Source organism: bacterium, assembly GCA_036504735.1.
In the GTDB taxonomy this organism is placed as follows: Bacteria; Electryoneota; RPQS01; order RPQS01; family RPQS01; genus DASXUQ01.
Genome location: DASXUQ010000005.1, coordinates 368,685 through 393,588 on the forward strand (window position 1 = coordinate 368,685; position 24,904 = coordinate 393,588).

The window sequence follows — 24,904 nt, forward strand, 5'->3', positions numbered from 1 at the left end:
CACCCTCTAAGTCTCCATTTTGAGGCGGGCTCCCAGCGGTTCGCCTTTTTCTTTTGCCCTCGCTGAACAAATATACAAATCCACTGTACAAATGTCAAGTGCCGCTGGCTCAGGCTCTATGCGTTTGCATGCATATTGGAATACAGAGTTCATGAGTCACGTTATGTGACGCCACATAATCTCCTACTAACAACAGAGCCGCGCTTCCATGAAGCGCGGCTCTGTTTCACTTAATGTGCTGACCTTGTCAGGCAACCGATACCGGTGCCCAACAAACCAAGCCCATTTTCAACGGATTGCCTATCAGCGGATGATACGGAATCACCCGCACGGTGTAGCCGAAGCGGCCACTCTCCGGGAAGGTTACCGTGCCGAAATAAGCTCCCTTGGTGCCGGAATCGGCCTCGAGCACTTGGTAGCCCGAGAAGGCAATCGATCCGTCGGCGCGCAGCGGGCCGAAATAGGCCTGCACTTCCACATCGCCGGGCTGTAATGTCCCCAAATTCACCTGCGTTGACAGTTCAACTTCCGCCCCCGAACTCAGCGTTGCGGACGGCGTCGTCTTCACACCGGCGATACTCACGCCATTCCATGCGGCGCGGATCCGCTCTTTCCACACGGCCAGAGCCTTGGCCCCCGCACAGTTATCCTCCATCAAATGCCGCGAACGCGCCAGGGCGCGCGAATAATAATCCTCGCAGTATTCCTTGACCATGCGGTTGGAGTTGAAACGCGGCACCAGTTCGGCAATGGACTCCTTCATCGAAGCAATCCAGCGCCGCGGAATCTTGCCGTCTTCATAGCCATAAAAGAGCGGGACAATCTGTTTTTCCAGCGTGTCATACAAGGACTGCGCGTCGCGGTCATCCTGCGTCTTCTCATCCGGAACGGTTCTTCCCCGCCCTATCGGCCAGCCTAAACCCGGCGCGTAGGCTTCGTCCCACCAGCCATCGAGAACCGAGAGATTCAAACCGCCGTTGGGCAGAATCTTCATGCCGCTGGTGCCGCTGGCTTCGAGCGGACGGCGCGGAGTGTTCAGCCACACGTCCACACCGTGCGTCAGATAACGGGCCACGCCCAGATCATAGTTCTCGAGGAACACAATCCGGTTTTCCAGTCCCTGTGAACGCGCGAAATAGATAATGTCGTGAATCAGCGCCTTGCCCGCGTCATCCTGCGGATGGGCCTTGCCCGCAAAGACAAGTTGCAATGGCCGCTTGGGGTCGCGCAGCAGCGCCAACAGACGCTCCGGATATCGCAGCAGCAGTGTGGCACGCTTATAGGTGGCAAAACGTCGCGCAAACCCTATGGTCAGAATCTGCGGATCGAGGATCACCTCAAGCTGCTCCGCACTCATCTCCACGCCGGTTGTGCGCGCGCGGTGCTCGGCCAATCGGCGGCGTGTGAAGTTCAACAGCGCGTTGCGCCCGACCAGGTGCGCTTCCCACAGCTCCTCGTCGGGAATATCCCGCACCTTGGACCACAATTCCTTGTGGTCCGGGTTGCGCCGCCATTCGATTCCGAGATACTTATCATACAACGCCGCCATGTGCTCGTCGATCCACGTGCTCATGTGAACGCCGTTGGTCACATAGTCGATGGGGATCTCATCGTGCGGCAGATTGGGCCAACTGTCTTCCCACAAACTACGGGACACGTCCGCGTGAAGCCGGCTGACGCCATTGGTGTAGTCCGATGTGCGGATCGCAAAGATCGCCATGTTGAAAAGCTGACCCGGGATCCCCGGTTGGCGCGAGCCCAAAGACAATAGCTCTTCACGCGACAAATTCAACTGGCCGTAGATATGCCCGAAGTAACGGTCCATCAGGTCGCTGGGGAACTGGTCGATGCCCGCCGGGACCGGAGTATGCGTCGTGAAAACCGTTCCCGCGGAAATGAGCTGGACCGCTTCATCCGTGCTGAGGCCGCGCTTGGTTTCGCGGGCAATGCGCGCCAACTGAATGAATGCCGAATGGCCTTCGTTCATGTGGCATACGGTGGTTTCGATTCCCAGCCGCGATACCAGTTCCACTCCGCCCATGCCGAGTACGATTTCCTGCTGAATCCGCGTCTCCCGGTCCCCGCCGTACAGCATGTAGGTGATGCGGCGGTCCGCCGGTGAATTCTCCGGCACGTCGGTGTCCAGCAGATACAATGGCACGCGACCAACCTGAATCCTCCAGGCCTGCACGACGACATTCCGTCCGGGAAACGACATCGTAATCTTCAGCCGCGCACCCCGCGAATCCAGCACAGGCGTCATGCACAACCGCTCGAAATCATTCTCCGGATAGGTCTCGGTCTGGTACCCATCCGCCGTCAGAAGCTGCTGAAAATAGCCTTGGCGATAGGCCAAACCGATACCCACCAGCGGCAATCCAAGGTCCGAGGACGATTTCAGATGGTCGCCACTGAGCACTCCCAGACCGCCGCTGTAGACCGGCAGCACCTCCGAGAGTCCGTACTCCATCGAAAAATAGACCACGTCCGCAGGCGTTGCTGGCATACACGTCTTATCGAACCACGACGGTTCCCGCATATAGCGTTCAAGGAAGCGCAGGCAACGGTCATAGTGTTCGAGAAACGAGGGGCTCTGCGCCGCCTCAGTGAGCCGGTGCTGCGAGACTTCCCGCAGCAAACGCGCGGGGTTATGCCCGACCGCTTCCCACAAGTCCGCGTCCAGCGCCTGAAACAGGGACAGGATGTCCGGATTCCATGACCACAAGACGTTATACGCAAGATCCCGCAGGCTGCTGATGTTCTCCGGCAGAACGGGTACCACCTCGACGGTGGCAAGAGGTTTTACCTTCATGGGCGATGCATACCTTAGTGTTCTAAACTGAGGCAGAAGGAGCAACTATCGTGCCGCCTCCTGCACACGTGCACCCAAGCGTACACGTTATGCAGCAGAGGGTCACACTGTGCGACCCTCTGCTGAGTTACCCTATGCGTGACCGGCGACTACCGCATCAGTAGCATTTTCTGAACGTGGACAAATTCGCCCGCTCGCAGGCGGCAATAGTAGATGCCTGACCCAAGGTTCGTGCCGTCAAAGGAGACGGTATGGACCCCGGCGTCCTGCGTGCCTGCGCTGAGGACCGCCACATTCCGGCCAAGGATGTCAAAGATATCGAGGCTCACCGGCGCGGCCTTGGGAAGGCCGTACTCGATGCGCGTGGTGGGATTGAAAGGATTCGGGTAGTTCTGCTTGAGGTAGAACGTCGTGGGAATCGTGTTCGTGTTGTCATCTGCGCCCAGCACCACCGCCACGCGGTAATGGTTAGACGTGTCCGACCGGCCGCCGTCATACAGACCTACGACCCAGAAAATGTGGTTTCCGCTCTGTGTGACGTGGTAGTTGTAGAAGGTATCCGTAACCGTGGCCACCGGCGTGCCTACATTGAACCGCCAGATCTCATACCCTGTGAAACCATCCAGCGGCGAGCCGCCTTCAAGGCAGGCCGGGCGGTTCCACGTCATCTGGATTTCCCGCACGTCCGGCGCATACTGGCCGGTCAGATTCCGCGGCGGATCCAGACGCAGCAGCGTGAAGCTCAGATTAACCGTGCTGTCCGGACGAAGCAGGAAGGTGTCCGCGCCGACTTCGTACGTCGCAATGGTCGCGTGGGCAATGTAGTTGGCCGCAAACATGCTGTCAGCCACGAAGTTGCCGCTGGCATTCGGATGAACCGTGCGGCTGCCGATGGTCACGGCGACCTGAGTGATGTCCGCTACCGGCGGCACGGTCGTTACGTGTCCAGTCACCGTACCGTATCCCGCCACCCGGCCCGTGGTAAAGAGCAGGGCATGCTCGGCGCGCAGCGGGAAGCAGTGCGGATCATAGCCACTGTCGAACACCACCTGAATGCCTTGCGTTCCGTCGCCGTTTTCGATGCCGATCGTCGCGTCTGCATCCGCCACCGGGTTGTTATCGGAATAATCCACCGCCTGGTACTGGATCTGGAACTCATTGTCACCCGTCACTGTCGGATGTGCGGTCTGCGGATACAGAATAAGCTGCGCCGTTACATGGTTGGTGTTCGGCGTGTAATGCGAGACGTAGTGGAACTCGATAATGAACCGCGAGTTCGCCGCGTCATAATAGGTGGCGTAGTCGCCGTCGCCCGGTGCGGGTGCCGGATTGAGGTCATCCCAGAACACGCAGATCATATTGTTGGGGACGCGCGCATTGGGAATGTCACGGTTCACGTAGACACTATCCCAGCCCGTGGTCGAACCAAAGGCCACATAGCCGTCGGCGCCGACCGAAGCCGTTGTGTAGTCCTGCCCATAATAGCGGAAGGTAAACGGCAGCGTGACCGGCACGATCCAGTCATTGCCCGTGCCCGGAGTGATCGTCGTTCCCGGGCCGCCCACGGCCGGGCTGACTTCCAGCCAGTCATATTGCGCCGTCAAACCCGAATCCTGCTCTTCGAAAGCATAATAGCCGTGTGCATCGGGACCTGCCGGCAGGAACTGCGGACTGGTGATGGTGATATTCGCCGTCGTTGTCCCGTTCGGAGTCGGAGTCACATCCACTGCGGCCTTGGCTCCGTAATAATCCGCCACCACATGATAGACAATCGCTCCGGGCATCGAAGCCGAATAGGTGCCCGTTCCATCCGTCGTATCCGGTGCAACCGTCGCTCCGGGGAATCCAAAGCTGACCACCGCGCCCGGCAGATGTGCGCCGAACTGATTCGTCACCACGCCCGTCACGGTGCCGTTCGCCGCCACCGTCGGGAAGACGATGTTCACCGCGTTCTGTCCAGATACCGGCGTGAAGGTCGTATCGCGCGGAACATAGCCGTACGCTTCCGCATGCAGCGTCACCGACTGCCCACCCGGAACATACAGCGCATAATGCAGCGTGCTGTCAGTCTCCGCAAGCTGAATGTCATTCACCACCGCCACGCGTCCGGGGAAAGCCGTCTGCGCGCTGTTCACCAACTGGCCTGTAACCGTCGCCCAGCCGGCCACCAGAGCCGCGTTGGAGGACAGTCCGAAGGTCTGGGTCTCGCTGCCGTTCAAGTGGCCCGTCACATGCAGCGTCCACGTTCCCGCGGCGGGATTGGCCACGTGCACGCGCTCGCAGACGTTGATCGAATCCACACCCGTCTGCGCGGGCGAACTCGGACTGGCCGCATTCAATCGCCACGGCAGATAGGACGTGCCGTTGGGATCCACCAGGCGCAGATCGAGGTCGTTCACCAGCGTCGGAATCACGTTGCCCAAGGCGGCGACGTCACTCCACGCCAGGCTGACATCCAGCGCGCTCTGTCCCGAGCCCACCGTAAAGCTGTGCGTATAATCTTCGTCCGCACCCAGTTCACTCTCCAGAATGCCGCCGGCTTCCATGTTCTGGATGGCCTTGAGAGCATTAACCAGGCCGAAACCCGTGCCGAAATCCACGCCGGCCGTGCCCATATCCGTCGCGGAGTTAATGAGAATCGCCTTCATCGTTTCCGGCATCGGATCCGGCGCGCCCGGAAACATGCGGTGCCAGCGCTGAAGAATCAGCAGGCCCACGCCGGCCACTGCGGGCGTCGCCATGGATGTTCCGCTCATCTGGCCGTATCCGCCGCCGGGCATCGTGCTGGTCACGTTTTCGCCCGTCGCGCAGACTTCCGGCTTAATGCGCCCGTCATCCGTCGGACCGAAGCAGGAGAAAGACGAAATGCCGTCGGACGTATTGGTCGAACCGACCGTGATCACGTTCTTCGCGCAGGCCGGGACCGACATGGACGAATAGTTCAAGCCGCAGGTTGCGCCGTTGCGGTCATTGCCGGCCGCAAAAAACATGGTCAGCGGCGAGCCTTCCGTGTCGCGGGTCAGAATATCCAGCGTACGGGCCGTCAGCTCATAGTCACCGAACCACGCGCAGGAGTAGCCGTTCTGCTCGATGTTGATACCGATAGAGTTCGTAGTCTCTTCGATATTGAACGTGCGGCGCGCGCGGCGGTAATCGGATTCGAAATTTCCGGGATTGTTGTAGAAAATCGGGTTCGTCGCCACGGTATAGGAGCCGCTGATGATTCGCGCCATGGGAGCCATGCCGCGTTCCGCGCCGCCCGCCTGCCCCGCGCCGCCCACGGTGCCCGCCACGTGCGTCGAATGGTCCAGCACCGCGCCTGCGGAGTTCCACGTCACTCGGTCGCCGAAAGCAGGATGCGTGCTGTCCACCATACCGCCGTCAAACACCAGAATCGTCGTGCTGTCGCCGTTCAGGTTGTACGGCGTGGTCTGCACTTCGTTGACGTGCAGCCGTGTACGAGTCACGTCGTTCACCATGTCCAGCGGCGGTGAGATCTCATTGATGAAAAGCACGGCGTCAAGGCCCGCAATGTCCGCGGCATTCTTGGCGTCGAAAGCGGCAACCACACTGTGCGCCGCCTCAAAAGTGTTGCCCAGTTCGCAGCCGGCGGCAAGCAGTTCCTTGCGCGCCTGCTCCAGAGTCACATCGGGCATAATGTCCACCGAAAACACGTGGCGGCCGTTGGTGTACTCGCTCCACTTGCCCAGCTCTCCGGCAATGACGCGCGGGTGCAGTTTGTACACCGGCAGCATGGCCGAAATGTGCCGCACTCCCGCCTGCGCGGCGGTGGCGGCATCCAAACCCACTCTCACCGATGCCACGTAAGCGCGGTCCGGCAAATACCCCAGCAGTTCGATTCCCGCCGCTGCCAGATCCTGCTTCTGTCCCGCATGCAGATAATCGGCAAGCTGAACCAGTGCATGAACATGGTCAGCGCCCACGGTCTGCGCGGACAGCGCCGGAACCTCGTACACTCCCTCAGCGGGTGTGACCGTTCCACTCTGGAACCGAACCTCAAACGGTGCGGCCATTGCTCCGCGGATCATCACGAAGCAGGCAAGCAGCACCACGCACGTTGTCAAAAACATTCTCCGTGAATTCACCATCGCAACCTCCAAGGCCTCTTTGCCTTACGATTATTTTTCGCGACTTACGGGACGGTTCTCTGTCCCCTCAACACAAAGGTACATCCAGCACACGCAATTCATGTCTCGAGTCTCTGGTCTCACGTCTTAGATATCTTCCTCGTCTTCGTCCTTCGTCTCAATATCGATCCAGACAAATCCTTCCTCGATCTTGAGCGGATGAGTCTTCAGGCGAACACCGGGGATAGTCAGGCACTCCCCGGTGGTGACATCATATTCCCAGCCGTGCATCGCACATTCGACAATGTTGCCATACATTGCGCCCGATGCAAGATTGGCCTTCATATGCGCGCAGCCGCCGTCCATGCCATAGAGCCTGCCGTCCACATTGAAAACGGCATAGGGGCGCGCATACAGCGAAACGGACGCGGCGTGCCCGGGCTTCACATCATCCGTGCGGCACACCTTAAACCAACGGGGCATAACGTCTCAAGGGCTAAAACAGCTTGACAGTAATCGACACGCCGTCCCGCAGCGGAACGACGCTGGTGCGCGTGCCCGGTGTGGCGTAAATCAGTTTCGTAAGATCACGGACGCCGCGCGTCGTCGGCTGCTGATCATCCGAGAGCACATTGCCGTGCCACAGCAGATTATCCGCAATAAACAGCCCGCCCACCTTCAGCTTCGGCCATGCCGCGCGGAACCCCTGCGGATAGCCCTGCTTGTCGATATCCATGAAGATGATGTCGAACGGCCCGGCAAACCGCTCCAGAATCGACACCGCATCTCCCACGTGGAACTCTAACTTCTCGCTCAGTTCGGCATCCGCAAAATACTTTTCCGCCCGCACCTTGTTTTCCGGATCCCCGTCCGTGCAAATCACCCGGCCGTCGGGCGGCATCAACCGCGCGAAATGCAGCGCGCTGTAGCCGAATCCCGATCCCAGTTCAAAAATTCGCCGTGCGTCCGTCGCTCGCGCCAGAATCCCCAGCAGATTGCCTGCCAGCGGCCCGATGAACGGAAATTTCTTCGTCAGTGCATACTGCTCCATCCGCGCCAGAACCCCGTCCGGCGGCGAGAGCAGGCTCAGAAGATACCGGTCCGTTTCCTTGTTGAAGGATTCATCCAGATAACCGTCCATAGCATACATCCTCTCGGTAGAGAGCTTCTGTGACTATATCATCGTATTAAAGGTGCGCGTGTTCCGGGCCGGGCCGGACTCACATCTGCGCGTGCGCCGCCAGCAGACGCTGCCGCACATGCGCGATAATCAGTTCGCCGTGACGGCGGCTGTTCTCGATAAACACCTTGCGGTGATCCTTGCCGCCCGTAACCACGCCTGCCACATACAACCCGGGCACATTGGTTTCCAGGGTTGCCGGATCACTGGCCGGAGCCTGAGCTGCGCCGCCGAATTCCACTCCGGCCCGCTCCAGCAAAGCATAGTCCGGATGATAACCGATCAGCGCCAGCACGAAATCGTTGTCCACCCAGCGCTCGCCCTTGGACGTCCGCAGCAGCACCCGCTCCGGTTCAATCCGCAGTACCGAGCTGTTCCAGAAATGCGCGATCTTCTCCTCTTTGAGACGGTTTAAAAAGTCGGGCAGCAGCCAGTATTTGATTCCCGATTCATCCAGCGACGCGCCGTAGTCGAAAGCCCCGCGATGCACCACCGTCACCTGCGCTCCCTGCCGGTACAGATCCAGCGCCGTCTCCACCGCCGAATTCCTGCCGCCGATAATCATTACCCGCTTGCCGATGTACGGCTGAGACGAGTGATAGTAATGACTGACATTGGGCAGATCTTCGCCCGGGACGTGCAGCAGATTCGGGCAATCATACGACCCCGTTGCCAGCACCACCGCGCCCGCCGCCAGACACCGCTTCGACGTCTGCACCTCAAAGTGGTCGTCCACCCGGCGAATGGAGGAAACCGCTTCGAAGGTGGAGACCGGCATCTCCTCCTTCAAAGCGATTTTCGTAAAATAGGACATCACTTCGTGGCGGTTCGGCTTGTCGCCGCTGATCACCATCGGCGCGTCCGGAAATTCCAGCAGATCCGCAGTCGAGAAAAACGTCATCCGCTCCGGGAAATGGAAGATCGTGTTGCAGATCGCCCCCTTCTCCAGAATCAGAAACCGCAGTCCCGCGCGCCGCGCCGCCCGGCCCACCGCTATTCCCGCCGGACCCGCTCCGATGATGATCAGATCCAGCGGGGCGTCCATGCTATTCTCCCATCACCTTGAGCACCACGCGTTTGGGCCGCTGCCCGTCGAATTCCGCGTAGTACACCTGCTGCCACGGACCAAAGTCCGCCCGGCCGCCGGTGATGGGAATAATCACTTCATGGTGCAGCAACAGATTCTTCAGATGTGCCGCGCCGTTGTCCTCTCCTGTCCGGTGATGCCGGTAATCCTTGTCGGGAGCCAGCACGCGGAGCCAGTCCTTAATGTCTTCGATCAGGCCCGACTCCGCGTCATTGACATACACCGCGGCGGTAATGTGCATCGCCGACACCAGTATCATTCCTTCCTTGACGCCGGACTTGCGAATGGCGTCTTCCACCTGCGGCGTAATGTTCACGAACTCTTCACGCCGCGCCGTCTTTAAGGTCAGATACTCGGTGTGCGTTTTCACGACTTGTCTCCGCGAATCAACCGGAACAGCAGGCTCAGCGGATCGTAGAACCGTCCTGCAACCCGCTCCTTCAGCGGAATGATCGCGTTGTCGGTAATATGGATATCCTCGGGGCACACTTCCGTGCAGCACTTGGTAATATTGCAGTAGCCCACGCCTGCCAGATCCTTGATCAGCTTGATGCGGTCTTCGGCGTCCAGCGGATGCATCTCCAGCGACGCCAGCCGCACCATGAATCGCGGCCCGTAGAACTCGTCGAACTTCGAACTGTTGCGCAGCACGTGGCACACGTTCTGGCACAGGTAGCATTCGATGCACTTGCGGAATTCCTGCACGCGGTCCACTTCGTACTGGTACATCCGCCATGTGCCGTCGGGATTCTTCGGCTGCGGTTTGAACGGCGGAATCTTCTTGTTGACGCCGTAATTCCACGACACGTCCGTCACCAGATCCTTGACGTGCGGGAAGGTGCGGACCGGCTGTATCGTAAGGGCTTCGTCGGGCCGAAAGGTGTCCATGCGCGTCATGCACATCAGTTTCGGCTTGCCGTTGACTTCCGCACTGCACGAGCCGCACTTGCCGGCCTTGCAGTTCCAGCGTACCGACAGATCGGGAGCCTGTTCCGCCTGAACCTTGTGCACGACGTCGAGCACGACCATGCCCTCGTCCACGTCCACCTGATAATCCACCAGCTTTCCGCTCGCCAGATCGCCGCGGAATATTTTCACGGTTTGCTTAGTACTGCTCATCTTACGCCTCCTCCACAAGCTGCTTCAATTCCGGAGGCAGCTCGGGCTTCGGCACTTTGACCACCGTCATCTTGCCGTTTTCCTTCCGCACCACCAGATTCACCTTGCTCAGTTCCGGGTCATAATTCGGATAGTCCGACCGCGCATGGCCGCCACGGCTTTCCTTCCGTTCCAGCGCCGCCATCGCAAGTGCATGTGACACCGTCAGGATATTCTTCAGATCCATCGCCAGGTGCCAGCCCGGATTGTAGGTTCGCGCGCCCTTCACCGACATGCGCGGCACGCGCCCACTCAGCTTTTCGATTTCCACCAGAGACTGCTTGAGTTCGTCTTCCGTACGCATGATGCCGACCAGATTGTGCATCATCTCCTGAATCTCATGATGCAGATCGTAGGGGTTCTCGCCATCCTTGCGCTCAAAGAAACTCAGATTATATTTCACCGCCGCATCCGCCTGCTCGGAGTTGACGCGACCCGCTGATCCGCTCTTCTTCGCGTAATCCGCCGCGCCGGCTCCGGCGCGCTTGCCGAACACGATCAGGTCGGACAGCGAATTGCCTCCGAGACGGTTAGCCCCGTGCAATCCGGCGGCGCACTCGCCCGCCGCAAACAGTCCCTTCACGGTCGCCATCTCCGTCTGCGGATCCACCCGGATGCCGCCCATCGAGTAGTGCGCCGTCGGGCCGATTTCCATCGGCTCCTTGGTGATGTCCAGATTCGCCAGCTTCATGAACTGATGATACATCGAAGGCAGGCCGCGCTTGATCTCTTCGGGCGTGCGCTGCGAGGCGATATCGAGGAACACACCGCCGTGAGGGGACCCTCTCCCGGCGTTGACCTCGTCGCGGATCGCACGCGCCACCACGTCGCGCGTCAGCAGCTCCGGCGGACGACGCACCGTAGCCTGTTTTCCCGCCACGACTTGCTTCACCCACTCGCGCGCCTCTTCTTCCGTGGAAGCCACGTCGTTCTTAAAGGCTTCGGGAATATAGTTGAAGATGAAGCGCTCGCCCTTATTATTCCTCAGAACGCCGCCGTCGCCGCGCACCGCTTCCGTGACCAGCAGCCCGCGCACCGAAAGCGGCCACACCATGCCCGTCGGATGGAACTGGAAGAACTCAATGTCCATCAATTCCGCGCCCGCGTCCAATGCCAGGCTCTGGCCGTCTCCCGTATATTCCCAGGAATTCGTTGTGATCTTGAACGCCTTGCCGAATCCGCCCGTGGCGATCACGATGGCCTTGGCGTGGAACAGGTGAAACTCACCCGTGTCCCGCGTATAGCACAGCGCGCCGCACACCGCGTCGCCGTCCTTGAACAGATGCGTGACCGTCATTTCCATGAAGATCTCGGCCGGCATATGCACCAGCTTGTCCTGCAGCGTGCGGATCATTTCCAGGCCCGTGCGGTCGCCCACGTGCGCCAGGCGCGGATAGGTATGCCCCCCGAAATTGCGCTGCTGAATCAGCCCGTCCTTGGTGCGGTCGAACACCGCGCCCCACTCTTCAAGCTCGAGCAGCCGGTCCGGCGCTTCCTTGGCGTGGATTTCCGCCATGCGGTAGTCGTTCATCATCTTGCCGCCCTTCATCGTGTCGCGGAAGTGCGTCTTCCACGAATCACGCGGGTCGGCATTCGCCAGCGCCCCAGCCGCGCCGCCTTCGGCCATCACGGTATGCGCCTTGCCCAACAGCGACTTCATAACCACCGCGGTCTTCGCACCCATCGCCGCCGATTCAATCGCCGCGCGCAATCCCGCGCCGCCGGCGCCAACCACCAGCACATCGGTTTCGTGTGTGATGTAATTTGCCATTAGAAGAACCTCACATCGGCGCACTTGCCCATGGCAATCATGCGAATGTAGAAATCGGCGAAGCCCACCGCAATCAGGCTGGCCCAGAAAAAGAAGTTGTGGAACTGGTTCAGCCAGCTCACGCCCTTCCACCCTTCATATCGCAGATGCCCGGCCTTGGCGCAGGAGAAGCAGTCCACATTGCCGCCGAGCAGGTGGCGGAAGGAATGGCAGCTCGCCACGTACAGCGTCAGCAGAATCGTATCCGCCGCCACCACCAGCGAGCCGATGCTCATGCCGAAACCGCCTTCAAAATGAAACGCATCATAGAAGTGCTTCCAGTGAAACAGCACCAGCAGCACGATCAGGTAGAAGAAATAGCGGTGCAGGTTGTTGATCACCCACGGAAACGCCGTCTCTCCTTTGTACCCGCGATCCGTTCCTTTGCCCACGGCGCACCCCGCCGGATTCAGCAGAATCGAACGGTAATAGGCCTTGCGCCCGTAGTAACAGGTCACGCGGAATGCAATCGGCAGCCACACTACCCAGAACGCCGGGAAATACCGAAACGCCGCCACTCCCGGGAACATCTCGTGAAAGTTCGGGGAGTAGAACGGGGACAGGAAATGCGCACCGTCCAGATCGTAATAATAACGGTCGGGACCGGCCGCCGGATTCACAATCGCCGCAATCGTCGCGTAGATCACGAATCCGGTAAAAACCAGGAACATTGCCGATGGAGTCGCCCACCACGAGTCGCGCCGGAAGGTCTGACCGAGGCGATCCTTCATCGCAGGTGTAGTGTAAGCCATGATGCATCCAGACTTGAAAGGAAAGAAATAAGAGTGTGTGCAGCGGAAGAAAAAGAAGGGAACAGGTTTGCCCTGCTGGAATTCGTGGACAGGATTCGGGTTCTTTGTTCCCTCCACTTTAGTGGGGGGATTCAGGGGGGTGGCCGAAGGGCCATCCGCTGCCCACTCGAATCCTGCACCCTTTTCCCGGATAAACAAAAAGCGCAGCGAACTCACGCCCACCGCGCTTTTCTGAAGATCAGAACGCGGCCTTCAAACGCCGCCAGGTATCGATGAGGCTCTCCGAAATCACTTTCGTGTCCGCCACCACCGACATGAAGTTCGCATCGCCGCTCCAGCGCGGCACGATATGGTAATGCAGATGATCCACAATTCCCGCTCCGGAAGCCCGGCCCAGGTTCATCCCGATGTTGAACCCGTGCGGCGAGAGCGATTTAGCCAGCGCCGCGTGCGACCTCGCGATCAAGGAATCGAGTTCGAGGTGCTCGTCCGCGGCCAGGGACGCAAAATCGCCCGTATGCCGCGTGGGAACCACCATCAAATGACCGGTATTGTACGGGAAGAGGTTCATGACCACGAAGGCATGCCCGCCGCGGTAGATGATGAGATTGCGCTCATCCTCCGCCTCGGCGAGCATCCTGCAGAAGACACAGCCCTCGTCGTTCTGTTTGACCGTGGACATAATATACGGCATCCGCCAGGGGGCCCAAAGGCGATCCACAGGCTTCTCTCCTATTCTTCTTCCTTCTCTTCCACATACTCGGCCACGAGACGCTGCTGGATTTCCGGCGGCACCTCTTCATAGTGAGAGAAGTTTTGCGTCGCCGCGCCGCGTCCCTGCGACATCGAGCGCAGGGCGGTGGCGTAGCGGTACAGCTCCTTCTGCGGCACCTTGGCGCGAATAATCTGGTAACGGCCTTCACTCTCCATGCCGAGAATCTTTCCGCGGCGGGAAGACAGATCGCCCATCACGTCGCCCATATACTCTTCGGGCACCTTGACCATCAGATCAAAGACAGGCTCCAAAATCACCGGCTTGGCCTTCTTGAACGCCGCGCGGAATCCGAGCCGCCCGGCAATCTTGAACGCCATTTCCGACGAGTCCACATCGTGGTACTTGCCGTCAAACGCCGTCACACGCACGTCCACCACCGGATAGCCGGCAATCACGCCGCGCGGGGTGGTGTCCTGAATACCCTTGTCCACGGCCGGCACAAACTTGGTGGGAATGGCGCCGCCCACAATCGCGTCCACAAACTCGTAGCCTTCGCCGCGCGGCTTGGGCTCCAGCTTCAGCCACACCAGACCGTACTGGCCGCGTCCGCCCGACTGCTTCTTATGCTTGCCTTCGGCGTCGGCGCTGCCGCGAATCGTCTCGCGGTAAGGAACCTTCGGCTCCACCATGTCCGCATCCACATTAGTGCGCTCTTTCAGGCGGGAAAGAATGTTGTTCAGGTGCAGGTCGCCCTGTCCCTTCAAAACCATCTGCCCCAGTTCCGCGTCCTGATACAGCGTAAAGCTCGGATCTTCCGCCCGCAGCGCGTTCAAGCCGCTGGCGATCTTGTCCTCGTCGCCCTTATTCTTGGGAACCACGGCGGTCTCAAGCACCGGCTCGGGGAAGGCGATGTCCGCAAACTGCACGGGCCGCTTGGAATCGCACAGCGTGTCGCCTGTGCGCGTCGTCTTCAGCTTCACCATCGCACCGATTTCGCCCGCAATGAATTGCTCCGCCGGAATACGGGTCTTGCCGCTGATGTAGAAAATCTGACCGACCTTTTCCGTCTTGCTCTGGTTGGGATTGAGCAGATCCGCACCCTGCATCACCTTGCCCGAATAGACGCGTACAAAGGAAAGTTCGCCCACGTGGGCCTCGGCGGTCGTCTTGAAACAGAAGGCCGAGAACGCCTCGTTCGCGTCGGCTTTGACTTCGATCTGCGTCCCGTTGTTCGGTCCCTTGCCGATAACCGGCGGCCGGTTCAGCGGCGACGGCCCGTAAGTCGTCAGGAACTCCACATATCGCGAAACGCCGATATTGCGCGCACCCGAACCGCATAACACCGGGAAGAAGGTCCCCTTGGCGATGCCCTGCCGGATGCCGCGCTCGAAGTCTTCGTCGCTGAGTTCGCCGTTCTCGAAGAACTTCTCCAGCAACGCGTCATCAGCCTCCGCCGCCACTTCCATAAGCTGCGCGCGCAAAGCGTCCGCCCGCTCCTTGGCCGCGGCACTCAGCGGCTGCTCCGTGACCTTGCCCGACCCGTCATCCTGATAATGATATTCCTTCATCGTGAGCGCGCTGGCGATCACGTTAAAACCCAATCCCGCGTTCACCGGAAACTCAATCGGGCTGACGTGCGTGCCGAACTCCTCGCGCAACCCGTCCACCGTCTCGTTCCACTTGATGTGTTCCCGGTCAAGCTTCGTCACATAAAACATGCGCGGCAGCCCCAGCTCGGTCGCCATGTTGAAAACGCGCGAATGCCCGATGTCGTGCCCCGTGCTCCCGTCCACAACCAACACCGCCAGATCCACCGCCCGCAGGCTGGAAAAGACTTCGCCCACGAAGTCCGCAAATCCCGGTGTGTCAATACAGTTAATCACGTGGTCGTGGTGCGTGCCCCGCAGCACTCCCGCCGTAATCGACATTTGCCGCTCCATCTCCTGCTTGCTGTAATCGGAAACGGTCGTGCCCTCTTCGACTTTACCCATACGGGTGATGACGCCCATGGAGTATAACATGGCTTCCGCGAGCATCGTCTTGCCACTATGGCCATGACCGAAAAGTCCAATGTTTCGAATCTTATCTGTAGACAGTTGAGCCACAACAACCTCCTCGGGGCAGCAATTCACCATTTTCTTCGGGCGGACAAGGCTCATGCCCCGCCCGAAACCTGTAAGCTTATAAAGATAAGCTTATCGCTGAAAGAGTCAAGCCAATTGACGGCTTCAAATGCCTTTGGCCGTCAGTCGCGGCGGACCTTCGCTGCAGCTTTCTGCCGCTTTGAATCCGCGGGCTCATGCAGCATTTTCACAATCTTTACCAACTCATGCACTCTGTCGCGGCATGCCTGCGAAAACAACATCCCACCACCAATTAACGCAATTCTCAAGCGCAGCAACGCGCATCCCTGCGTCCGCCATAAAGCATGTTGTCGTCTGGATTTATGCTTCCACCACAGCCGGTCCATCCCCCCAATCCGCCATCCCAGCACCGGCTGGTGCGGCAGCCTGTTCTGGCGGTAGCCTGATGCCTTGGCGTCCAGATGAATCACCTGCGCCTGCCGCACCGACCAGACTTCCCAGCCCGCTTTTCGCAGCCGGGTGCATAAATCCATCTCCTCGTGGTACAGGAAGAACTCGCCGTCAAATCCGCCGATCTGTTTCACGGCGTCCGTCCGGGCCATCAGCGCCGCGCCGCTGACGCAGTCCACCTGTATCGGTTCGCGCGGTTTATGAACATCCGTCACTTTCAGCCACGTGACCTGTGGCCGCAAGATGGCTTTCAGTTCCGGCAGGAAATTCCAGAATTCCCGGAACAGGCTCGGAAAGCGAAAGGTCGATCCCTGTAGCGATCCATCGGCATAGGTCAGCACCGCCCCCGCTACAGCCGCCGTCGGATTCATCACCATGAAGTCCATCAGTTTTCGGAGCGTTCCAGCCGGAACCACCGCATCCGGATTCAGCGCCAGAAACAGTCCCCCCTGACAGGCCTCGATGGCCTCGTTCATGGCGGCAGCAAATCCAATGTTTCTATCCAGCCGGATTAGCCGCACCTCCGGAAATTGCTCCACCACATAGTCCGCCGAGCCATCCGAGGACGCATTGTCCACCACAATCGTCTCGAACGGTGCTTCATCCGCCACACGGCGGAGCGAGCGCAGGCAGTCCGCGAGCAGGTCCCGCGTATTGTAGGAGACAATCAGGATAGATAAGAGAGGGTGTGACATAGACGGCAAACTCGGGAGGAAGTGAATCTAAAATATGCACTTTTCCCCCCTGAGTTGCAAGCGTGCTGCCGCTCCACGGTCTCCAACGGATGGCCTACAACCTACCACACCGAAAATTTTCTTAATCGAGATCCTCAAGCGTTTCCTGACAAAGAAGTCAACTATTCTAAATGCCTCTCTGCCCACTAAAAACATTTGCTACATCACGCTCTTGCACCCTGATCATATCATTTAAAAATTTATTATTCCGGTATATATGACAGCGATTCCGTTATGGTTTCTAACATTGACAATATGTGAAATAATTCCTAAGTTTAATCGTGACAATAACGATCACTATTCTCCTGTTCAATCAAAACTGTTCCCTATATAGAGGCTCCATCATGCAGATTACTATGACCACTGAGTACGCCGTCCGTGCACTCCTTTATCTCTGCTCCGGAGACGTGAATTCTCCGCGCCGCATCGGAGAGGTGGCATCCGGCGCTCAAGTCCCGGAAAGCTATCTCCGCAAAATCGTCCCCGTGCTCACCAAGGCCGGCTTTGTCAGGTCTTCGGTAGGCGTTACCGGCGGCATCCAGCTCGCCGTCAGCGCCACAGAGCTGACATTACTCGATGTCTTCGAGGCGGTGGAGGGCAAAATGTTTTTGAACAAGTGCCTGATCCACCACAATGTCTGCCACCGCTCGCCCTACTGCGCCGTGCACGTCGTCTGGTCCGGAGTTCAGGAACAGATCAAAACCAGTCTGCGTGCCAAGACCCTCGCCGATCTGGCCACTGAAACCGCCGCCAATTTCGCCAGCTATATGAGCATGGCTGCGGGCGCCAAGGCCGCGCCTGCACCTGTATCCAATTAATCCACTGACTACTCATAAGAACTGCGAAAGGAGTAATCCGTATGAACCTCGATGTCGAACTTTTGTCGCGGATTCAATTCGCGATGACAGTGGGCTTCCACTTTCTATTCCCGCCCATAACCATCGGTCTTGCCTGGCTTCTGGTCATTATCGAATGGCTGGGCTGGCGGAAGAACAGTGCCGACTACGTGCGGCTGGGCAAGTTCTTCGGCAGGATTCTCGCTCTCACCTTTGCCGTGGGTGTTGCGACCGGTATCGTCATGGAGTTCCAGTTCGGCACAAACTGGGCCCAGTATTCCAAGTTTGTCGGTGATATCTTCGGCGCGCCCCTCGCCGCCGAAGGCGTGCTTGCCTTCTTCCTCGAATCCGCCTTCCTCGGGCTCTATCTCTTCGGCAGAAACCGTGTCAGCAAAGGCATGCACTGGTTCTCCAGCCTTATGGTTGCTTTTGGCGCGACGCTGTCCGCATTCTGGATCATTGTCGCCAACTCCTGGCAGCAGACTCCCGCCGGGTACTCGCTGAATGCGACCGCGCACCGTGCCGAGTTGTCCGACTTCTGGGCGGCAGCCTTCAATCCCTCCACCCTGCCGCGCTACTTCCACACGGTAGATGCCGCTCTGATTGCCGGTGCCTTCCTCGTCGCCGGTCTGTCCGCTTACCTCATCCTGCATAATAAGGAAGCGGCACTGGCCCAAAAGTCCATGCGCATTGCGATCATCTTCGGACTCGTTGCCAGTTGCCTCGAGATCTTCCCCTTCGGACATGAGCATGGCCGGCAGGTTGCCGCCACTCAGCCGGAGAAGTTCGCCGCCATGAACGGCCTCTACACCTCCGTCGAAGGTGCGCCCATTGTACTGTTCGCAGTTCCGCAGGATCAGCCGCCACCCGTTCTCCGGGCTGAAATCAAAATCCCCGGCCTTCTAAGCTGGCTGGCCTTCGGTGATGCGCACGCGCATGTGCAGGGAATCAACGAATTCCCTCCGGAGAACATTCCGCCGCTGTTTCTGACCTTCGTTTCGTACCATAATATGGTGCTGCTCGGCATGTACTTTGTCGGCATCATGGTTCTGGCGACCTTCCTGCTGCGTAACGGCGTGTTATTCGAGAAGAAATGGCTGCTCAAACTGTTTGTCTTCTCCATTCCCTTGCCCCTGTTGGCCTGCCAGCTCGGCTGGATGGCCGCAGAGGTTGGCAGGCAGCCTTGGATCGTCTATCATCTTATGCGCACCCGCGACGCCTTCTCCCCGGTGCTCAGTGAAGGCCAGGTCTGGTTCTCTCTTACGTTGCTCACCTTGATGTACGCCTTTCTTGGCGTCACGTATGTCTACCTGCTGAAAAAGAAACTGGCCGTCGGGCCGGTAGCCCTCACCGGAAAGGAGAAGTAAACCCATGGATTTGAACACCATCTGGTTTCTGCTCGTCGGCATCCTGATCATCGGCTATGCCATCCTTGACGGTTACGATCTGGGTATCGGCGCCTTGCACTTTTTCGCCAAAAATGAACGCGAACGCCGCATTCATCTCAACGCCATCGGTCCGCTCTGGGATGGCAATGAAGTCTGGCTGTTGACCGGCGGTGGCGCACTTTTCGCCGCCTTCCCCGTGGTCTATGCTACCGTCTTCAGCGGGCTCTATACGGCCTTAATGCTGCTCCTCGCCGCCCTCATTTTCCGGGCTGTAGCCATCGAATTCCGCAGCAAAGTCGAAGATTCCCGCTGGAGATCCTTCTGGGATTATGCCTTCAGCATCGGCAGCATTTTGCCTGCGGTGCTGCTCGGTATTGCCTTTGGAAACATCCTGCGCGGCCTTCCCCTTGACCAACAGGGTAACTACACCGGCAGCTTCTTTGGTCTGTTGAACCCCTTTTCCGTGCTCGTCGGGCTCGTCAGCCTTGCCGCATTTACCGCACACGGCGCCATCTTTCTCGCCATGAAATCCGATGGCGAACTTCTTAAGCGGCTGTCTGCGCTGATCCCCAAACTCTGGCTCAGCTTCGTCGCCCTCTATCTGGTCGCATCCGTCACCGCGGTCTTCACGGCTCCCTTGCTGTTCGATGATTCCCTGTCAGATCCCCTCTTCTGGATTCTGCTCCTGCCACTCGTCGGAGCCATGCTTTACATGCCTGTTGCGGCCAAGTCGGGAAAATTCTTCCGTGCCTTTATCGCCTCATCGGTCACCATTGCCCTGATGATTGGCGAAGCGGCCCTCAGCCTCTTCCCACGGCTGGTGCCGTCCCTGACCGATGTGCGCTACAGCCTCGACATCTACAATGCGGCCTCCACACCGCAAACGCAAACCATCATGCTGATCATTGCCCTCATCGGCATGCCGCTGGTGCTGCTCTACACCGTTTATATTCATCGCGTCTTCCGTGGTCAGGTCATCCTCCATGAGGACAGCTACTGACGGCTGACCTACATCTTACGCACGCATCGGGGCCGACATTTGTCGGCCCCGATGCGCTCCAAGAGCATTCACCCTCTTTCACACGTCACCAACCCTAACTCGCCCAAGCACGGCCTCGCAGCCTGCTGATGCGCAATGTGCTGTGCTCGGACTTTCGGGAATTCCTGTCATACACAATGTCAATGCGCATGTTCAGAGTTTCATGTGAAACCTCAGATTTCGCAGGCGCACGCAGTCCTGTCTCACTCGGTCGGCACCCCCACAAATCCTATTGCACGTAAGGGAAAGACACAAAAAAGCGCGATACGAACCCGTACCGCGCCATTTACACACCTTTAACCTCTACTGTCCTGCGAGCCTCCGTAAGCGTTTCGAGTGTCCGGTCAGTAGCCTCGACGGCTCCGCTGCCTGTCAGCCGGCGGGCCCATTCTGTGATCCTGCCGCATGTCCCGGTGTTCTTCGATATACTGCCGGATCCGCTGCGGAAGTTCATCCAGCAGAATCGAGCAGCGCGACACCTGCTGCGGTGTCAGAAAGCTGGACACATCTTTCAAAAACTCCTGCTTGTTGCGCAGCATCTGCTCCTGATCATGGGAGTTCTGCTCCACCAGAGTATTGACCTTCGTCTGGTCCGCTTTGGGATCCTGCGACAGCACATCAAGCTGGTCTCGACGGTCGCGCTGACCGCGCATCATCTCCTCCGTCGAATTCCGTAACTGCCGGAACCGTGGGAAAAACTTCTCCGCCTGCTCAGGAGTCAGGTTAAGCTCGGACGAGAACTTCCCAATGATCACCGTCTCGATCCGCTCGCGATTCGGACGCTGTCCGTCAGGCGGAGTCGGGCCGCCATCCGGTGGCTGCGCAAAGGCAGAAGCCATCAGGAAGAGCCCGGCAACGGCCGCCAGTAATTTAGAAGAAATTCGTGTCTTCAAGTTCGTTCAACACCTCCTGCAAGGTTTGGGGATCGAGACTGAGGAGTTCATCCGTCAGCGGCTGATCCGTATCCGTATCGAAATCCCAATTTGAAACGAGGTCGGGAACATCAAGGTAGACCGCCAATGACTCGGCATCCACCGACGCATCGGTCATTGAATCCGGCACCATGATGGCCGTCGGGTCAATCGCCGAGGCAAAGCTCTCCAGGGCCTGAGCATCTTGCGTCTGCATCGTTGCCATGGTCTGTGGCGTAACCTGATTTCCCGCCGTAAAAATCACCGCCATCATCAGTACGCAGACCGACGCCACCGCGCCGACTAACCGCCACGAACCGAAAAGTCCCCGTATCACGGGCTCTTTTTCAGCTTCAGCCAATTTATTACGCAAAGCCACCAGAAACGCTGCGTCGCTGGTCTTCGGCGTACCGTACAGATTCAGGTCCACAACCCGCCCCAGCGCCAGGCACTGCTTCAACTCCTGCGCGATCTCAGCATCCGTAATCGAAAGAGCCTTGGCTGCGGCAAGCTGCTCGGGGTCGAGCGTCGCAAGGGGCTCGCTCAAGACCTCAAGTAACTTCTCACGCGAATATGTGCATCTTTCCTGATCCACGGCTCTATTCCTTACCCTGCATGTACGGTCCCAGCTTGGCCCGCAGCTTCCTTACCGCCTGAAAGTAGTTCGCCTTAATCGTCCCCTCATCCCGGTCCATGATCTTCGCAATCTCGGCGTGCGGCAGTTCTCGAAAGTGTCTGAGAATGAACACCGCCCGCTGCTTCTCGGGGAGTTCCGAAATCGCCTGCCGGGCATGCTCGGACAGTTCGGACAACTCTACATCCTCATCGGCCTGCCTGTTGTCCGGCAACGTCGCCGCCACCTGCTCCAATCCGAGGAAGGTCCGCGTCTTCCGTTTTCGAAGCTGGTTCAGGCACAGGTTCACCGTGATCCGGTAGAGCCACGTGTAAAATGCCGAGTCCCCGCGGAAGCTGTCCATCGACCGGTAGGCCTTGATGAACACCTCCTGCGCCACGTCCTCCGCGTCATCTGTGCTGCCTAACATGCCGGCAGCCGTCAAATAGACGGCTTGCCGGTGTTTCAGCACAAGCTCGTTGAAGGCGCGCTCGCTTCCCGCCCGGAATTCCCGGACAAGATCGAGATCATCCTGGCCATCGGTCATGATGGGGTTCGCCTATAAGACACGCGAAATCCGCATAGGTTTAATGCCTATTTCCCCGCCGGGAAAACTGTCCCCAGAGTGAAACGGTGCAGATAACCCACTTCGCCCTGAGAAGTCAAGGCGTAGTCTAAGCTTAAGCTCTTCATGTGGAGCCCCAATCCTGCCGAAAAACCCGCCAGCGCGTCCTTGTTCGTCCCCACGCGCTCATCGAGGCCCACGGTATTGTAGCCGATTCTCCCCTGAATATACTGCGAGAACGTCAGCTCCAACCCACCCATGCCGCGGATCCCCTCTTTGTCCATATAATCCCCCGCTACGGAGAACCGCACCGGCAGATGCTCCAAAGGAACAGAGAACCCCAACCGGTAGCTGGTCGGCAGTTTGTCCTTCGTCTTCAGGTAGGCCGAGGTCGCAAAGCCCGCATTGAAGATGCCCGCGCCCACGTCCCAGTTCTTTACGCCTGTATGATAAAGTAAACCAACATCCGCCGCCATGGCCGAGGCCGTGTAGGAATCAATCGTCGAATTGAGGTACTTCAGCGAGATCCCGCCCTTCAAATTCTCGTACAATTCTCTCGCCGCGGATGCCGTCACCAGAAAATCTGAAGCCCCGAATTCGCCTGTTTTCTGGCCGAATTCCGTCGCCCGGTCAAACTTTCCATAGTCGAAATAGGTGAGCCCGAGCCCGAAAACGGCGATCCCGGAGAACGGTCTCGCGTACGCCAGACTGCCTGAATTGATGTCCAGCACGTGCTTGAAATAGCCCACTGTGCCCATCGGACGGGTCATGTCACCCAGTCCGGCGGGGTTGGCATACAGGCTTTGCAGGTCGCCACCGACGCCAATCTGGCTCCCCCCGAGGGCGCTATTCCGCGCAAATCCGTCCGTGCGGAACAGTTCAAAGCCCGTCATTCCCGCCGAAGCGGCAAAGGCCGAAGCTGCCGTCAGCACCAGCAGCGCAATCACCAGCGTTCGTCGCATGAAGATTCTCCCTATCGTGAAGATGAACCAACCATCAGGAACCCCATCACAGAATCATTATCTTCACGTCATTCAACACCCTTTTTACATGAATTAGTAGACTACAGCGATCTGTGAAGTGAGATCGACCCATTTTGGCTTCTTGGCTTCTTGGCTTCTTGGCTTCTTGGCTTCTCGGCGTCTCACTTCAAAACAAGAACTTTCACCGCCCGCACTCTCCCTCCCGCAGTCACCCGCAAAAGGTAGACCCCAGATGCTGCCTCTAAGTTACGATTATCCATCAAACTTATCAACTGCCCTCCCTGCCCCGCAACCTCCCTTTCCAGCAAACACCTCCCCAGCACATCATGCACTGAAATTCTCACTACCCCGTGCCCAAACCACCCCGGCGCAAGCTTAATGGAAGGCCAGCCATTGCTGGGGTTAGGGAAGACGGACACCGCGAAGGATAACGGCGGAAGGGTGACGGATGAAGTTGCTGACCAGCCGGTGGTGTGAAAGGTGAAGGCTCCGGTGTCCGGGAAGGCAGATACGTTTTCCCACATGTCTTCGGCGCGGTAATAGTAGACCCACTGGGTGGTGTCTTGGGGTACGGTCCACGTGCCGCGATAATCTACGGACGTGATCCGTTCGGAGAGTGGCACCACAAGTGAATCGGCTGATCCTTGCCGCCTCAGCACCACATCCATGCGCACGAGCGAGTCATTATCCATGGCCGAACCCATGAACTGCACGGTGGTACCCTGCCCCACATCGTTAGGCAGTGGGATGCCGATCTCGATTCCGGGAGCCAGTGTATCCACCGCCATGCGCCCAACCGCTGTGGCATAGTCACTTTGAGCATTCCAGTACACATGTACTTCGTCACCAATGAACTGACCGCCGCTATAGTCCAGTTGACCGACGTCCAGTCCCAATGGCTGCGCGGGATACCAATCCTTGCCGTGGTTAGCAGACATGCGATAATATACCCCCCATTGCGTGGTGTCTGGATTCCAGAAGTCCTCCCACACTACGCCCCACAGTTTGCCGCAACAGAACAGCTCGGGATGACACAGAAACCGACTGTACGGATGGCCCTCGGACAGGTTCCTGCCGGGCTCCCAGTTCTGGCCTCCGTCGGTCGTGCGATACACAAACAAGTCGGCTTCGTCCATGGAAGCCCGTCCCACTGTCTGGCGTACCATCGCCGTTTCCGAGGTACTATCCCCAAGTATGAACGGAGTGTTGGTGTTTCCCGGCCATGAACTGGGCAATGCGACAAACGGAGACCACGTTTGGCCGGTTCGATCCGCCGACGTTGTTCCCAGTTCACCCAGGTCGTCGATATTCGCCAGCACCAAAAGGTGCCCCCGCGTCATAGCCACATCCAAAAATTCGAAGGTTGGCGGAAGATTCAAGGCAAGTGCCGAACCCCAGTGATCACCGCCATCCTCGCTAATCACGGCCCAGTAAGTCGGATCGGACTCGCCGCCTTGCCAGTGCCATTCAATCGTGATGGCCTGAGATCCCAACATTGTACCCCAGCAAATCCCCGTATCGGATCGACGCTGGCGGTTGAGCTCCCACGTGGCACCTGCGTTCACGCTCCGGTAAAGGCAGCACATGAGGTTCACAAAGTCAGTCCCACCGTTGCCGAAAATTCGGCTCTCCGGGTATGCGAAAAGGGTGTCTCCCACGTATCGCCATGGACCAAAGGTCTGGCCGTTGTCATAACTGG

The 24,904-nt window shown here is 58.5% G+C and carries 20 protein-coding genes; 3 read left to right on the forward strand and 17 right to left on the reverse strand.

Translation table 11 applies throughout. The features are described 5' to 3' along the window. Positions 1 to 247: 247 nt before the first annotated feature. From glgP to VGL38_03550, 12 genes are all read right to left on the reverse strand, one after another. Positions 248 to 2,812: an alpha-glucan family phosphorylase gene (gene glgP / locus VGL38_03495; GenBank protein HEY3294476.1), complete on the reverse strand. Its 2,565-nt coding sequence runs from the start codon at positions 2,810 to 2,812 to the stop codon at positions 248 to 250. A 149-nt stretch (positions 2,813 to 2,961) separates the two neighbouring features. Next, a complete protein-coding gene (locus VGL38_03500; GenBank protein HEY3294477.1) occupies positions 2,962 to 6,897 on the reverse strand; it encodes a S8 family serine peptidase in 3,936 nt (1,311 codons plus the stop codon). A gap of 150 nt (positions 6,898 to 7,047) precedes the next feature. Further along, positions 7,048 to 7,383, reverse strand: a complete 336-nt coding sequence (locus VGL38_03505) for a Rieske (2Fe-2S) protein (GenBank protein ID HEY3294478.1) — start codon at positions 7,381 to 7,383, stop codon at positions 7,048 to 7,050. A gap of 13 nt (positions 7,384 to 7,396) precedes the next feature. Next, a complete protein-coding gene (locus VGL38_03510) occupies positions 7,397 to 8,041 on the reverse strand; it encodes an O-methyltransferase (protein ID HEY3294479.1) in 645 nt (214 codons plus the stop codon). A gap of 79 nt (positions 8,042 to 8,120) precedes the next feature. Continuing rightward, complete coding sequence (locus VGL38_03515; GenBank protein ID HEY3294480.1) at positions 8,121 to 9,125, reverse strand: YpdA family putative bacillithiol disulfide reductase; 1,005 nt, start codon at positions 9,123 to 9,125, stop codon at positions 8,121 to 8,123. Position 9,126: 1 nt separating this feature from the next. Then, entirely contained in the window at positions 9,127 to 9,537 is a 411-nt protein-coding gene (locus VGL38_03520; GenBank protein HEY3294481.1) for a secondary thiamine-phosphate synthase enzyme YjbQ, read from the reverse strand. Further along, positions 9,534 to 10,286 carry a succinate dehydrogenase/fumarate reductase iron-sulfur subunit gene (locus VGL38_03525; protein HEY3294482.1) on the reverse strand — a complete coding sequence of 251 codons (753 nt, stop codon included), beginning with the start codon at positions 10,284 to 10,286 and terminating at the stop codon, positions 9,534 to 9,536. Before VGL38_03525 ends, VGL38_03520 begins: the two co-directional genes overlap by 4 nt. A 1-nt stretch (position 10,287) precedes the next feature. Further along, on the reverse strand, positions 10,288 to 12,096 hold the full coding sequence (locus tag VGL38_03530) for a fumarate reductase/succinate dehydrogenase flavoprotein subunit (protein HEY3294483.1): 1,809 nt from the start codon (positions 12,094 to 12,096) through the stop codon (positions 10,288 to 10,290). Next, entirely contained in the window at positions 12,096 to 12,887 is a 792-nt protein-coding gene (locus VGL38_03535) for a succinate dehydrogenase (GenBank protein ID HEY3294484.1), read from the reverse strand. Before VGL38_03535 ends, VGL38_03530 begins: the two co-directional genes overlap by 1 nt. A 238-nt stretch (positions 12,888 to 13,125) precedes the next feature. Then, on the reverse strand, positions 13,126 to 13,608 hold the full coding sequence (locus tag VGL38_03540) for an HIT domain-containing protein (GenBank protein ID HEY3294485.1): 483 nt from the start codon (positions 13,606 to 13,608) through the stop codon (positions 13,126 to 13,128). Positions 13,609 to 13,619: 11 nt separating this feature from the next. After that, positions 13,620 to 15,707 carry an elongation factor G gene (gene fusA / locus VGL38_03545; GenBank protein HEY3294486.1) on the reverse strand — a complete coding sequence of 696 codons (2,088 nt, stop codon included), beginning with the start codon at positions 15,705 to 15,707 and terminating at the stop codon, positions 13,620 to 13,622. A gap of 140 nt (positions 15,708 to 15,847) precedes the next feature. Continuing rightward, positions 15,848 to 16,831, reverse strand: a complete 984-nt coding sequence (locus VGL38_03550) for a glycosyltransferase family 2 protein (GenBank protein ID HEY3294487.1) — start codon at positions 16,829 to 16,831, stop codon at positions 15,848 to 15,850. Positions 16,832 to 17,214: 383 nt separating this feature from the next. Between VGL38_03550 and VGL38_03555 the strand changes: the two genes are divergently transcribed. From VGL38_03555 to cydB, 3 genes are read left to right on the forward strand one after another with little or no spacing between them, the layout of a single operon-like run. After that, positions 17,215 to 17,688 carry an Rrf2 family transcriptional regulator gene (locus VGL38_03555; GenBank protein HEY3294488.1) on the forward strand — a complete coding sequence of 158 codons (474 nt, stop codon included), beginning with the start codon at positions 17,215 to 17,217 and terminating at the stop codon, positions 17,686 to 17,688. Between the two features lie 41 nt (positions 17,689 to 17,729). Next, the gene (locus tag VGL38_03560) at positions 17,730 to 19,073 is read left to right on the forward strand and encodes a cytochrome ubiquinol oxidase subunit I (protein HEY3294489.1); all 1,344 of its coding nucleotides are present in this window, start codon (positions 17,730 to 17,732) and stop codon (positions 19,071 to 19,073) included. Positions 19,074 to 19,077: 4 nt separating this feature from the next. Beyond that, positions 19,078 to 20,094, forward strand: a complete 1,017-nt coding sequence (cydB, locus tag VGL38_03565; GenBank protein ID HEY3294490.1) for a cytochrome d ubiquinol oxidase subunit II — start codon at positions 19,078 to 19,080, stop codon at positions 20,092 to 20,094. Between the two features lie 383 nt (positions 20,095 to 20,477). Here the strand turns inward: cydB and VGL38_03570 are convergent, their stop codons facing one another. From VGL38_03570 to VGL38_03590, 5 genes are all read right to left on the reverse strand, one after another. Continuing rightward, the gene (locus tag VGL38_03570; protein ID HEY3294491.1) at positions 20,478 to 21,026 is read right to left on the reverse strand and encodes a periplasmic heavy metal sensor; all 549 of its coding nucleotides are present in this window, start codon (positions 21,024 to 21,026) and stop codon (positions 20,478 to 20,480) included. Then, positions 21,004 to 21,591 (reverse strand): hypothetical protein, encoded by a 588-nt coding sequence (locus tag VGL38_03575; protein ID HEY3294492.1) that lies wholly within the window; start codon positions 21,589 to 21,591, stop codon positions 21,004 to 21,006. Before VGL38_03575 ends, VGL38_03570 begins: the two co-directional genes overlap by 23 nt. Before the next feature lie 52 nt (positions 21,592 to 21,643). Further along, entirely contained in the window at positions 21,644 to 22,204 is a 561-nt protein-coding gene (locus tag VGL38_03580; GenBank protein ID HEY3294493.1) for a sigma-70 family RNA polymerase sigma factor, read from the reverse strand. A gap of 47 nt (positions 22,205 to 22,251) precedes the next feature. Further along, on the reverse strand, positions 22,252 to 23,184 hold the full coding sequence (locus VGL38_03585) for a PorV/PorQ family protein (protein ID HEY3294494.1): 933 nt from the start codon (positions 23,182 to 23,184) through the stop codon (positions 22,252 to 22,254). 182 nt (positions 23,185 to 23,366) lie between these two features. Next, positions 23,367 to 24,701, reverse strand: coding sequence for a T9SS type A sorting domain-containing protein (locus VGL38_03590; protein ID HEY3294495.1), 1,335 nt, complete (start codon positions 24,699 to 24,701; stop codon positions 23,367 to 23,369). Between the last annotated feature and the right edge of the window lie 203 nt (positions 24,702 to 24,904).